The 14674-nt window shown below is 52.0% G+C and carries 6 protein-coding genes; all 6 read right to left on the bottom strand.

Features of this window, described 5'->3' with window-relative positions; translation table 11 throughout:
• Window positions 1–13: 13 nt before the first annotated feature.
• On the bottom strand, window positions 14–3397 hold the full coding sequence (locus KK083_RS08305) for a VCBS repeat-containing protein (RefSeq protein ID WP_254162385.1): 3384 nt from the start codon (window positions 3395–3397) through the stop codon (window positions 14–16).
• Window positions 3394–6726 (bottom strand): VCBS repeat-containing protein, encoded by a 3333-nt coding sequence (locus KK083_RS08310; protein WP_254162387.1) that lies wholly within the window; start codon window positions 6724–6726, stop codon window positions 3394–3396. Before KK083_RS08310 ends, KK083_RS08305 begins: the two co-directional genes overlap by 4 nt.
• A 90-nt stretch (window positions 6727–6816) precedes the next feature.
• A complete protein-coding gene (locus tag KK083_RS08315) occupies window positions 6817–8418 on the bottom strand; it encodes a RagB/SusD family nutrient uptake outer membrane protein (protein ID WP_254162389.1) in 1602 nt (533 codons plus the stop codon).
• A gap of 13 nt (window positions 8419–8431) precedes the next feature.
• Window positions 8432–11581: a SusC/RagA family TonB-linked outer membrane protein gene (locus tag KK083_RS08320; protein ID WP_254162391.1), complete on the bottom strand. Its 3150-nt coding sequence runs from the start codon at window positions 11579–11581 to the stop codon at window positions 8432–8434.
• A gap of 423 nt (window positions 11582–12004) precedes the next feature.
• A complete protein-coding gene (locus tag KK083_RS08325) occupies window positions 12005–13864 on the bottom strand; it encodes a glycoside hydrolase family 13 protein (protein WP_254162393.1) in 1860 nt (619 codons plus the stop codon).
• A gap of 438 nt (window positions 13865–14302) precedes the next feature.
• A complete protein-coding gene (locus tag KK083_RS08330; protein WP_254162395.1) occupies window positions 14303–14665 on the bottom strand; it encodes a DUF4890 domain-containing protein in 363 nt (120 codons plus the stop codon).
• Window positions 14666–14674: the final 9 nt, after the last annotated feature.

Raw genomic sequence — 14674 nt, forward strand, 5'->3', positions numbered from 1 at the left:
CGGTATTCAGTAATCAGTGATTGGCAATCGGTGCATTCAACCGGTTACCGGTTACCGAATACCGATCACCGGTTCTGAATGCTTCAATGGTGTTGTTGTTGCGGATGGCCAGGCAATACGGCTTTTTACCTATAGTGATCTCGCGGAAGCTCCGTACCTCACCGGTTACAGAGAAGCCCGACTGCACGGCAGGTATTGCTGTAAAATGCCCGTGTCCATTGCCTTTCATAAAGAGTCCGTAGCTGGCGTCGTTCCTTCCCATCTGGATGTTGACGGGATAAAAATTTCCGGCCAGCAGCAGGTCCGTGTTTCCATCACCATCAAAGTCGTCAGTGAGGATGGCATTCACCGTTGAGAGCTGTGCGGCCTTCGGCAAGGGCCTCACGCTGAATTTGCCATTGCCCAGGTTCTCTACCAGTGATGATTGAAAAGTATAGGCTGCATACTGCTCGGCATGGCTCAGCTGCTCATCGGTGAACATGTCGTGTAGCGTGGCCGATGCGTATTTGCTGTACGACAGGTATTTTTTCTTCAGCGAAGGCATCTGCTTGGTCATCTCATCGCGCGTAGCAAACGGATACTCCTTGCCCTTGAAGAAATACGTGAGGACCTGATCGATGCTGTCATTCTTGTCCATGTCGGCAGCATACATCCGCACCGGGGATTCGGGTGAAGTTTTGAGCTTGGAATTAAGCCCGAGGTTGCCGGCCACCAGGTCCAGGTCTCCGTCATTGTCAAAATCCACGGCCCTGATCACGTTCCACCAGCCATTGGTCTTTTCCAGTCCCGAGCCTTCTGCCAGTGGTGCAAGCCTGCCCTTGTTGTTGATCAGCACGGTGACGGGGCTCCACTCTGCCGCGATGACCAGGTCCTGCACTTTGTCATTGTTGAGATCGGCCCATATGGCGTTTTTTACAAAACCGAACTTCTTCAGCACGGGAGCAACGGCCTCGGTGGCATCCGTAAAATTGCCTTTGCCATCGTTGAGTAGAATGTAGCTATCGGGTTTGATGCCGTACTGCCAGGGGATTGAACGCGCCCCCAGGAACATATCCAGGTCGCCATCGGCATCCACATCAGCAATGCTTACACAGGCGCCGTTGAGAAAGACCTCCGCCATACCTGTTGACCTTGTGAAGTTGCCCTTGCCATCGTTCAGATAAAGTCGCGGTTGCCTGTTGGGCGATCTGCGGGCAAACTCGTTCCCGCCGCTGACCACCACAAGGTCCTGATCGCCATCGCCATCGGCATCGAAGAATTCTGCTGCGGTATCTTCGTGAATGCTGTCTTTGGCGATCTCAGGTTGTTTCAGTTCCTGGAATTTTCCTGTTGCTGTCTGCAGGTAGAGATGGCCTTCTTTCCATTTGGCACCTCCGGCAAAAAGATCTTCACGCCCATCGCCATTCACATCGGCAACCGCCGCGCCAGGCCCCTCAGCCGACATCATATGCGGTATCAGCGCCTCGCGGTTGAACTCCACGAAGTTGTTCTCCTTATGACGGTAGTTGATGGAGAGCTCATCGGTAGCTTTGGTAAAAAACGGAGCTGTTTGATGAAAGACGGAAAAATCAAAAGCACCACTCGCATTCTGCTGATCAAGTACCAGTTGCTGGTCTGCTTTCACCTGTTTGATTCGCTCAAAGGTCCCATCGTTCCAGACAACGATCAGCGAGTCGGCGTGATCGCTGGCCCCCAGCCCGAACGTGAGCCGGTAGTCTACGGAGCTCTGGAAACCCCGCGTAGGCATACACTCCTGCACCTGCATCTTTCCATCGTTGTACAGGAATATCCTTGCACCGATGCCAAACAGATTGCCGGTTTTACCTTTCAGCGATATCTGCAGGTAATGATTACCGGGCGATCCGTTGTTCTTCTCTTTCGAAACCGTGAGGTTCTCATAGAGGAAGGCTTCGTCTTCGATGTTATTGACCACCAGGTCGAGATCGCCGTCGTTATCCAGGTCTGCGTAGGCTGCGCCCTGCGAATACGAAGGTGTATCGAAGCCCCAGTCGGCCGATCTGTCGGTAAAAGTGGAGTCTCCGTTATTGGTGAAGAGATAGTTGTTGATCTTGAGCCGCGGCATCATTTCGGTGTACTTCAGCTCGCGCGCTCCAACATCCTCCATCCTGATCAGGTGCTGGATCGAGTCAGACGACATGAAGTTTACGTAGTCCAGGTCATTGGAGCGCTTATAGATACCGTTGGAAACAAAAAGATCCTTATTGCCATCGAGATCGAAATCCGCAAAGAAAGTTGCCCAGCTCCAGTCGGTGGCATATACGCCTGCCATCAGGGCTATCTCGCTAAACGTTCCGTTCCGGTTGTTCAGCTGCAGCGTGTTCCTGGCAAACTGGTGGTTGTACCCGAAGCCGATCTTGAAATGGTAAACGTCATAACTGTCTTCGGCCATGGCAGACTTGAGGATCCTGGGATCTTCCGGCAGCATATCCATGGCGATCAGGTCGGGGAAGGCGTCATTGTTGAAATCGGCGAGGTCAACACCCATGGTATAACGGCTCGTATGGCTCATCTCCTGCTCGAGCACTTCTTTAAAAGTGCCGTTGCGCTGGTTGATGTACAGGTAATCATTTTCATGGAAGTCGTTGCCTACGTAGACATCGGGCCAGCCGTCGAGGTCAACGTCGCTCACGGCAACGCCGAGGCCATAGCCCAGCGCGCTGCTGTAAATGCCTGAGCCCTGTGTTACGTCGAGAAACCTGCCGTTGTCGTTGCGCAGCAGCTTGTCTCCTGCCAGCGGGTGCGATGCCTGGCGCATGCTGGATCTTCCGTAAGTGCCATTGTCATGCACGGAATGGTTGAGCATGAACATGTCCAGGTCTCCATCGCGATCGTAATCAAAAAATGCGGCCTGGGTGGAAAAGCCCACCAGGTCAAGCCCGTATTCCATAGCCCTGTCTGCAAATCTCGGGATGCCGTTTTCGTCGTTGCCTTCGTTGATGAGGAGCTGGTTCTGACCTTTGTAGATTCGAAAGTCGCCCAGGTAGCTCACATAAATGTCGAGCTTTCCATCGTTGTTCACATCGGCCATGGTAACGCCTGTAGCCCATCCTTTGAATCCTTCCGCGCCGGCGGCTTCGGTAACATCTTTAAACTTGAGGTTGCCCTGATTCAGGTAGAGCTTGTCGGGCTCCTGGTTGGAAGTAAAGAACACATCGAGCAGTCCATCACCATTCACATCTCCTACCGCAACCCCGCCGCCGTTAAAATAATAAGGGTAATTGGAGATATTGAAATCAACGGTCTCTGTGAGCACATTGCGAAAATGGATACCGGACTCTGATGAAGGCACCCGGCGGAATTTCTTGTCACTTTTGCGTCCGCATGACGCCGTCAGCAGGGCAACGGCGATCATCCAGTATAACGAATACCTTTTCATTTTTTGTATTTGTAAAACACTACGGAATCGTTGTTCCGCACAAATGCGATTGTTGCCGCGTTACGGCTCTTCACACTGGCGATGTGCCGCACTTCTCCCTTGATGCTGATGCCGGAACGGTTGGACGGAAGCGGATCGAATGTACCCTTTCCATCTCCCAGCAGCAGCAGCCCATGAAGTGCATCATACCGCCCTACTTCAGGTTTCACGGCAAACAGGTTCCCACCCAGCAGGATGTCGGCATGGCTGTCGCCATTTACATCTTCAACGGCGATGGCGTACACCGGCGAAACCTGTGCTTCAATGGGCAGCGGTTTCAGCTGAAAGCCCTTACCCCCATCGTTGATCAGGATGGCCGTGCGGGGCTCATTGAACTTCAGCACTGTGGCGCGTTCCAGCAGCTTCGCGTCGAAAATATCAGGGATCGATTTACCCGCGTAGTCTTTGTAGTAGACGAATTTCTTTTTCAGCGAGCTCATCTGCTTGATAAGGTCCTGGCGCAACGCCATCGGATATTCGTTACCATCCTTGCGGTAAGCGAACACCGGCTCGATGGAACCGTTCTGGTCAAAATCGTTCACGTACAGGGTCAGAGGCGACTCCAGTGTAGGTTGAAATTTGGAGTTTAGTCCAAGATTCCCCAACACAAAATCGGTATCGCCGTCATGGTCGAGGTCTGCGGGCTCGATCCGGTTCCACCACCCCGATGTATGATCAAGTCCTTTAACGCTGTCAATGCGCACAAGCTGTTTTCCGTTGTTGGAGAAAACTGTTATGGGCATCCAGTCGCCCACGATCATCAGGTCTTTGAACCCATTGCTATCGTAATCGAACCATACGGCATCGGTAACCATGCCGAAACGTTTCAACTGAGGAGCCATTGTAACCGTTGCATCTGAAAAGTTTCCTTTGCCATCGTTGATCAGCAGAAACTGGTCGCAGGGCAGACCATAGTATGAAGGGATCGCGCGTGTGCCTACAAACAGGTCGATGTCGCCGTCCTGGTCTACGTCAGCGGGGCTTATGCAGCTGCCACTGAAATACAGATCGGGGATCCGGCCCGACGATCTGCTGAATGCTGGCTTCCCTTTCTTCAAACCTTCGTTGATGTACAGGATGTCTTTCAATGCGAGCGACTGGCCTGTATGCTCAGAGCCTCCGGTGACTACATACAAGTCGAGGTCTTTGTCCCCATCCGCATCGAAGAACGCCGCGTCTACGATGTCGGCCAGTGTATCGGCTTCAAAGGCTTCGATCGGCACGGGTGAGAATTCGCCGTTCGTGCTTTGAACATAAAGCTTGCCAGGGCTGCCGACAGAACCGCCGAGGTAAAGATCGTCGCGGCCGTCATTGTTGAGATCTGCCTGGGCAAAGGCAGGTCCTTGTGTGGAGAGCATGTGATAATTGAGGCGGTCGCGGTCAAAATCGTTATAATCGTTCTCTTCATGACGCACCGTTCCTTCGTTCACTGTTTGCAGCAGCGGACTTGCGATCCTGGATGCCTTGCCATCTACTTTCGTTTCTGTTGCACGGGCATGGTCGAGCACCAGCGCCTGGTCTGCCCCGACGGATCGCAGCATCTCCGTTTTGCCATCGGGCCATGTCACGAGCAGGCTATCGGCCTGGCTACGGGTTCCGAGTCCGATCACCATCCTGTAATCCATGCTGGACTGAAATCCCCGGATGGGCATGTTCTCCATGCCAATGATCTCATCGCCCATATACACTTTTACACAGGCGCCGAGGCCGAATGAATTTTTGTCATAACCCTTGAATGAAAGGGTGAGCGCATGATGGTGGTTCTGTTCGCTCGCCAGGTTCTGATAGACGAACATCGGCATGTTGACATTGTTCACCACCAGGTCGAGGTCACCGTCGTTGTCGAGGTCACCGTAAGCCGCGCCATTGGAGAAGCCCGGCGTGGCAAGCCCCCATTCTTCCGACACGTTCTTATACTGCCATGGGGCCGTCCTGGTGAACATATAATTGCTTTGAGGAGCGGAAGGCATCCTGTCAACAAATTGTTTGAAGTCGATCTTCTTTCCTTCAATGGCGGCGCGCATCTGGTCGCTGCTGCCGAGGTATTCGATGAAGTCCTGGTTGATAAGGTCTTTGTAGATGCCGTTGCAAACGTAAACCTCTTTGTAGCAGTCGTTGTCGAAATCGGCGATCAGGGCGCCCCAGCTCCAGTCCGTGGCCTCCATGCCTGCCATGGTTCCGATCTCGCTGAAGGTGCCATCGCCATTATTCCGGTGTAGCATGTTGCGCATGAACTGGTGGTAATAACCGTTCCTGAGCCGGAGCTGGTACACATCGTAAGTTTCGAAAGCTGTCAGCGTCTTGAGCCGGTAGTCGTCTTCCGGCAGCATGTCGGTGGAGAAGATCTCGGGATACGAGTCATTGTCCATGTCCGCCAGGTCGGCGCCCATGGAGAACATACTGATGTGCCCCATGTAATCTTCTAGCTTTTCTTTGAAGGTGCCGTCGTGGTTGTTGATGTAGAGGTAATCGCGTTCGTAAAAATCGTTGGAGATATAGAGGTCGGGCCAGTTATCCTGGTTCACATCGCCTACGGTGACGCCGAGGCCGAAGCCGATCACGCTGCCGTAAATGCCAGCCTGCTCACTTACATCGGTAAAGTGTCCGTTGTCGTTGCGGTAAAGCTTATGGCCACCGAACTCGTCACGTACATTCCGGAGGTTGCGATAGCCGAGTGTAGAAACGGGGCGGTAAGAATTGTTCAGCACATAGCAGTCGAGATCGCCGTCCTTATCGTAATCCAGGAATGCTGCGTGGGTAGAGAATCCCCTGTCGGCCAGGCCGTACGCTGCTGCCTGCTCTGTAAAGGTGAGGTCGCCGTTGTTGATGAACAGCTCGTTCTCACGGTTGTTGCCTTTTACATCGCCCGCATTGCAGACGTAGATGTCGAGCAGGCCATCGGCGTTGACATCTGCGATGCTGACACCGGTTGACCATACTTTTGTTCCTTTGACGCCAGCCTTCGTGGTGATGTCTTCGAACTTCCAGTTCCCTTTGTTGAGGAACAGCTTGTTATCGCCCATATTCGACGTCATGTACACATCAGACAAGCCGTCGTTATTGAAGTCGGCGATGCCCACACCTCCACCGTTGTAATAGTTCCGGTACCTGAACACGTCGAAGTCCTCACGCTCCTCCAATGTGTTGGTGAAGCGCATGCCAGTCTCTTCCGCTGTCAGGCTCCTGAAAAGCGCAGGGCCATGAGCATGCGCTGCGGGGGCATCTTTTTCTCCGGAACTGCACGCGCAGCAAGTCAGCAAACAGGCATACATCAGCCAAGGTCTCCACATGATCGGAATAACATTTTTACGCGTGCTAAAAATAAAAAAAGAAGGCAAGCATCGTACTTGCCTTCTGATAATTTAGGTCACTAAATTCAATTATTCTCCACCGTATCCCGGGTTCGGTTTCAGGTTAGGATTGGTTGAGAGTGCATTGGCAGGAATGGGATAAATGCTCAGGTGATCATCTGCTATGGTCATGTAGGGGAATGGCTTGCTGAAGGTACCGAAGCGTACCTGGTCGTTCCTTCTCCATCCTTCGATGTACAGCTCCCTTCCTCTTTCGTTCAGGATATCATCCAGTGTGATGGCGCCTGCTGGTGTTGCCTTGCGGATGACGCGCAGCTCGTTATAGAGGGCCAGCGCATTATCGGTAGAGGTTCCCCCTCTCAGTATGGCCTCGATCTTCATCAGGTGCGCATCGGCATAGCGGAACAATACATAATAGCTATTGGCCTGACCATTGGCGGGGTGATATTTGATCACGCGGATACCTTGCCGCTCGTTGTTACCTGTTAAGCTGTTTTGGCTGGCAAATTCTTTTGTATATACCAGCGGATTGCCCGGCCTGTCTTTCATGGCATTGCCGGATGAGTCATACTGCTGCCCTACCAGGAAGCCATAACCGATACCGGCATGATACCAGTCCGTTTTCTTGGGCACAAATCCTCTCCTTTCCTCCTGCCCTGCGCCTGGTTCGTTCGAGTTGGCATCGCCTTCAAACAAAGCGTAGAACTCTGCAGTAGTGGAGAAACCATTCCAGCCACCCCCGGTGTTTTCGCCGAAAGTATCGTCCTTATATTTATCATAGGTTTTCTGGAAGTAGTGAAGTCCGGCCCAGATCCTGTTACCGCTGGAGGCGTCTGTCCAGAAAATGGTTTCGCTGTTGTTGGCATTTTTAAAGATATCGAAATAGCCATCGTGCAGCTTGAAGCCCACGGCTTTGATCGCATCCACGTGCTGGATCACGCTGGTCATATCTGCCGCCACGGGTGTTCCGCCAACGTATACGTGTTTGTTCAGGTACATTTTCGCCAGCAGGAAATGAGCCGCGGCCTGTGATGCTTTCTTCCTGTCGCCGCCGGTGCCTGTAGCAGGCAATGAGGGAAGCGCTTCCGTAAGATCCTTGACAATGAAATCAAAACCTTCCTGCGCTTGCATCACACGTGGGTCAACGTCAACCCCGTCTGTGGCTTCACGCAGCGGGATCTGACGATAAAAGTCCAGCACATGCCACATGTTGAATGCCCTGAGAAACTTGGCTTCCGCCAGCTGCGCCGGTGTCGCCGCAGTGCTGGATGCAATGATGGTATTCAGCTTGTATACATTCCTGTTCAGGATATTCCATGCGCCCAGGATGTCGCGGTGGGTTCCGTCCCAGGTGTGCTGCCGCAGCGCTCTCCAAACGCCATTGTCTCCCCAGTCGGTACCACGGGTAGGCACCAGGAGCTCATCCGAAGAAACTTCCTGGAGCGCATACATATTCTCCTGGTTACCCCAGTTATCCCTGAGGTCAGCATAGGCAGACTGCAATGTAGCCGTGACGCCTTCCGGTGTAAGGGGTGTAAAAGCACCCGCCTCACTCCTCAGAAAAGAGTCCTTCTCTTCCACTTCCAGGTCTGTGCAGGCTGAGAAGACGAGCACCAATGCCAGCAGTCCCGCACCGAATATTTTATTGCTGTGTTTAATATATCTGTTCATAGTCTTCATTGAATTAAAATGTTGCACTCAGTCCGAGGGTAAATGTTCTGGCTCTTGGATAAGCTGTGTAGTCGATACCCAGCGAAGGAACGCCATCCCTGGCTTTGTTGATATTCACTTCCGGGTCAAGGCCTGAATAATCGGTGATCAGGAACAAGTTCTGCGCGGTGCCTGAGATCCTCAGCTTCTTAATGAACTTCTCTTCGAAGTTGAGGCTGTAGCCAAGGCTCAGGTTCTGCATTCTCAGGAAATCTCCTTTTTCCAGAAAACGGGTCGAAGCATCCGGAGCATTGGGTGCCGCCTCGCCGGAGGTGAGCACATCGGTTGTGACATTTTTGCCCTGGCCAAGCGAGCCCATGTTGAAGAAAGCGTTGGCGGTGTTGTTGTAGACATAGTGACCGAACTGACCGTTGAGGTAGGCTGCAAAGTCAAATTTCTTAACCCTCGCGCTAATGTTAAATCCCAGATTATATTTCGGGATCGGGCTTTTGCCTACGTAACGTTGAAAATCGCCGTTGTATGTGGCAAGTCCATTTTCATCGAACCCGGTGAATTCACGGATAAAGTAAGCGAACAACGGCTGGCCATCTGCGATACGTTGCGAAAATGCGCCGGTAAGTCCCTGGCCATTGATATCACCTGTATTCAAAGGAGCGCCGGTGTAATGCTCAACTTTGTTGGTATTGTGTGCAATGTTGAAGCTGAAGTTCAGCCCGGTATTTTCATTATCGATGGCATAATAGTTCAGCGTCAGCTCAACGCCGTTGTTGATCACATCCGCATCGAGGTTTTTCCATACGAAGTTCTGGGCGGCAGGTTGTGCCGAAGTTACCTGGATAAGCAGGTCATTGGTGATCTTCTTATATACATCGATGGTACCGCTGAACTTACCCTGTCCAAAGCCGAAGTCGAGGCCCAGGTTCCACTGCGTGGTCTGCTCCCACTTCAGGCCGGGGTTGGCGAACGTCACCTCGCTGAGACCGGGCGGGTTGATCTTGCCGTCATTGGCGATGGCAGGTGCTGCGGGTGTTGCCGTAGCATTCACACCAAAACGCACGCGGGTCTGGTGCAGGTTGTGCGGGATCTCCTGGTTACCTGTAACGCCGTACCCTACACGGAACTTCAGGTCATCGAAGAGCTCGGGAATAAAGTCTTCTTCAGAAAGCCTCCATGCCAGCGCGGCCGAAGGGAACACGCCGTATTTATTATCACCGCCAAACTTGGTGGAGCCGTCGGCCCGCACGGTAGCGGTGATCATATACTTATCAGCCAGTGAATAATTCACCCTGCCAAAAAACGACTGCAATTCGTCAGTGGTGTGGAATACATCGCCGCTCACAGCTTTCACTGTAGACGCAGGAAGCTCACTGATGGCTATTGCGGGCGTAGGCTGCGGGAACAACTGATTGATCCAGAAATCAGGACCGTTGTCGGTGTTTGCCGGGGCATAACCATATTGCTGATAAGAGCGGTTGCCTATGGCAGCTTCGATGAGGCCCCTGGAGTGCTCGAGGTCGTTCATCATCACGTCCATATTGGGTGATGCGAATCCCCATCCAAGCACGGTTTTGCCTTCGCGGTTGAACTCCTGGTAAGAGTAACCGAGCACTGCGCTGAGGTTGCTGTTCTCGAATTTCTTATTGTAGTTGAAATAGGTTTCCAACAGGTTGCTGCTGGTCTTGATATCAGCAATGGCGCCGCGGCCGTTGCCGAACACACCACTGCTCATGTTGAGCAGGGATGAGAACGCTTTTTCGCGGGTGGAAGACGACCTGTCGAAACCTGCATTCACTTTAAAACTAAGTTCTTTGGTGATGTCAAAGTTTCCATTGAGGTTGATCAGGCTCCTGTCAGTCTCTGTATTATCCTGGTGATATTTCAGGTATGAGTTCGGGTTCAGGTTGTTGCCACCGGCGGGCTGAACGTCAGGGTCGGCAGACCAGGTGGGGTTCGCCATGTAAGTAGACCCGATGAGGTCACCTTCAAAACCGGAGTTGTTGGTGATGGGGGCAGCCTGGTCGTTAACCTTTGAAACGGTGACCTGCGCGCCCAGGTCGAGCTTGTCGTGAAGGAATGAGTGGTTGATATTTAATCTTCCTGTCAGCCTTTCCATGCCGGAATTCCTGACAACACCTTGCTGGTTATCGTAGCTCAGCGATGCACGATAGTTGCCTGACTTATAGTTATCAGCGAAGGAAAGATCGTGCCGGTGCGACACCGCGGTGCGTGTGATCTCATCCTGCCAGTCGGTATTGGAGCCACCATCGAGCTCTGCAACGTTCGAGCCCAGCGCAGCAGCGCCTGACAGGAACTGCTCGCGGTTCAGCAGGTCATAACGCCTGGCCATGGTGGAGAAGCTTACGGAAGGCGAATACTCGAGCTGCCTTCTCTTTCCCCTGCCACTTTTTGTGGTGATCAGCACCACACCGTTTGCGCCGCGTGAGCCGTAGATGGCTGTAGCGGAAGCGTCTTTGAGGATGTCGATGCTTTCAATATCATTCGGGTTAAGGAAGTTCAACGGATTCTTCGTGGCTGCATTTCCCCTGCCGAGGTCAAGGCCTCCCGCCGTAATATCTTCACCCGACAACGGAATACCATCCACCACAAAAAGAGGATTGTTACCACCACGAACCGAAGATGTTCCGCGGATCCTGATGTTGACACCGGCACCGGGCTCACCACTGGCGGAAGTGATCTGCACACCTGCGGATTTCCCCTGGATGAGCTGCTCGGGCGACGCAATGACACCACGGTTGAAGTCTTCAGCTTTCACGGAAGCAACGGCACCGGTAGCATCGCGGCGCTGAACCTCGCCGTATCCGATCACCACGATCTCCGAAAGCGCCGTAACGTTCGGGGCCAGCGCAATGGTGACAGACGACTGATTGCCGACAGCGATCTCCTGCGACTCATAACCAACAAATGAAAATACAAGGGTAGCGCTACTGCCACCTGTTACGGTGATCGAGTAGGTTCCATCCACATCTGTCACGGTACCATTATTTGTTCCTTTTTCGAGAATGTTCACGCCGGGAATCGCGGTTCCATCATCCGCCGAAGTTACTTTTCCTGTTACGGTTTTGCTCTGCGACCACGCTACGGTGGCCAATAGGAGGAGCATGGCCGTCAAATACCTGCTGAAAGACAAGTAGAATTTTGACATACGGTTATTTTGGTTTGGGTTAAAAAAATTCTCTTCCGGACGTGCGCCTTCAGACAGTAGTCTATAGGCACAAAATCCTCATATAATTTAAGGATATAGCCCAGAATTGCTAGTGAAAAATCGTATGAATTTTAACAGGAATCGATGCCGCAATCGTTTCCAGTAACGAAATTTTGATTTCTATGCCCGTTTCAGACGGTTGTATTGAAAATCTGAAAATGATGGAATTGGTGCCTGCCTGGTGTAAAAAAGTGTGCCAATGGAAAGGTACGAGGTTCGAAATACGAGGTACGGAAGTAGTTGACAGTTGACAATAAAACAGTTGACAACGGGGCGGATAGATCAATGTGATGGGATCTTGTGATCGAAGCCAATGTCAATTGCCCCGATAACTATCGGGGTTTTGTCAATTGTCAACTGTGCTTACTTCACTTCTATGATCATCGCGGTGTAAGCTGGAACATTCACCTGATCTCGTAAGCTCACCTCCGCCTGCGAGATAACATCCACTCCCCTACCTGCGCCTCGAAGGCATTCTGTGAACGGCGCGAGGGATAGTGTTTTCTCCTGGTCATTGGCGTTGAGGATCACCATCACCCGGTGGCTATTGCTTTCGCGGAAGTAGACGTAAATGTTGTTCTCGGGGATGAAGTGTGTGAGCTTTCCGTTATGAACGGCGGGCTGCGACTTGCGCCAGTGGAGCAGCGTCTTCATAAAATCAAAGGCTTCATTTTGTGCTTCGGTCCTCCCCTGCCTGCTGAAAGCACTCGTCTTATCTCCCGGCCATCCTCCCGGAAAATCTTTGCGTACATTGGGGTGATAACCGCCGTCACCATCCATCAGCAGCTCGGTGCCATAATACAGCTGGGGAATGCCACGGGTGGTGAGCAGAAATGCGAGGCCGAGCTTGAATTTCTTCAGGTCCTTGCCGGCCGAAAGAAAGAACCTGCTCATGTCATGGTTATCCAGGAACGTGAGATTCCGGTTGGCATCGGGATAGATAAAATCCTGGCTGAGCAGCGTATACAACCTTCGCATACCGGTATCCCATCCTGCCGGCTCGTTCAACGCCTGGGGTACCGTAAAGCAGAAGGGAAAATCGGTCACCGTAGGGAGGTTCGACTGATAACTATCTTTGTTGATCATACCTTTCTGCCAGTATGCCGTTGTAGCCACACTGTTGATCCATACCTCGCCCACAATGTTGAACTGCGGATACTCATGCATCACCACTTTTGCCCATTGCGCCATGAAATGTTTGTCGGGGTACGGCTGTGTATCCATCCGGATGCCATCGATGCCCGCGTGCTCGATCCACCACAAAGTATTTTGAATGAGGTATGTGGCAAACAGCGGATCAGTCTGGTCAACGTCAGGCATAGTCGTATCGAACCATCCATTGCTCATTTTCGTGGCGTCGTACTTCGACTGATAAGGATCGGATATAACATTGCCCTGATAGTTGGAGCGGGTGAACTCCGGGAACTGGTGGATCCAGCCCTTTGCGGGAAGATCGTGCATGAGCCAGTGGTCGTTGCCAATATGGTTCATCACCATATCCTGGATCACTTTCAATCCCATGCTGTGACATTTGTTGATGACCGACAGGTAGGCTTCATTGCCACCGAAGCGCCTGTCTACCTGATACAGATCGGTAATAGCGTAGCCGTGGTAACTTGACTTGCGCTGGTTGTTTTCCAGCACCGGGTTGAGCCAAAGCGCGGTGACGCCGAGATCTTTGATGTAGTCGAGGTGATCAGCGATGCCCTTCAGATCGCCGCCATGCCTGCCTTCCGGCTGATCGCGGTGCGCCCCCTCGAACATGCCGGGGATTGAGTCATTCGCCGGATCGCCGTTCGCAAAACGGTCGGGCATGATCAGGTAAAGCACGTCAGACGAATTAAAGCCCTGAATGCGGTTGGTGTCTCCGGACTTGCTTTTTATCTCGTACTGATAGGTGAAAGTTTTCTTTCCCGCTGTAAAAGTAACGGGCACTTTACCTGCCTTTGCCGTTGGCGAAATGTTGAGTGTTACAAACAGGTAATGCGGATTTTCAACAGTCTTCGTTTCGCTAATGGTAACACCGTCATACTTCACCGTTGCGCTGAGCGATGACAGGTCTGCGTCTTTGTTATGGAACAGGATCTGCACGGACGGGTTCTTCATGCCGGTCCACCAGAACGGAGGTTCAACGTGGTGGAAAGTGGGCTGTTTCTTTTGTGCTTGCGCGATGATGGATAACAAGAAAAAGAAGACGAGGGCTATGCGGGGACGGGGAAGCATGACGGTGAACGTTAACGTTAATTACCGATCACAATATACGAAAGTCCGTGGGCTATAGACGCCATGGCCTTACAACCATGGCTAGGTGTATTGCGGCCCTTCAGGCCTTTTGGGAAGTGGGTGACCTATACCTTGGTGATACCGTTCCGTTCCTATAGGCGGCGATCGGATGAAGACGAGGTGATGACTATATGAAGGCCATACGAAAGTCTGTATAAGGTCTCTATAAGGCCTGTATAATGTCTGTATGAGGGCTGTGAAAGGTCTGCTTAGGGCCAGTATAATGCCCCTTTAAAGACAAGGGGCACGATTTGCAGATGTTCGTACCAAAAGCTACGATGTGATCGTTCTATTGTTAACGTCGAAACGAAGGGAATGAGGTTTGTGAAATGGAGTTCAAAGTAGCCATGGGGTTTTCTACCCCATGGCTACGGATGACTATGACCTGCGGCCACCCTTTTTACGGTGCTCCATTTGGTTGGCGCGGTAAGCTTCCCATTTTGTATTCTGGTCGGTGGTCAGTACTTTTTTGAGCGCTTCGTTTTTTTCTGTTCCCAGCGCTTTCATCTGCGTCATCTTTTCTTCGCGGCTCAACGCGCTGTTATCCCGTAAGGCCGTCTGCTTCTTTGCAAAATCTTCGTTGATGGCTTTTACGGAAGCATACTGTGTATCGTCCAACGCGAGCTCAGTTTTCATTTTCTCTGTTTGCCGCGCCGCTGCCGCCTGCGGGTCGATCTTCCGCTGCGCAAAAATGACACTGCTTATCATCATCAATCCAAGAAACACAACACTCTTTTTCATAATCATATT

It is taken from the genome of Chryseosolibacter histidinae, from assembly GCF_018598225.1.
Taxonomy (GTDB): domain Bacteria; phylum Bacteroidota; class Bacteroidia; order Cytophagales; family Cyclobacteriaceae; genus Chryseosolibacter; species Chryseosolibacter histidini.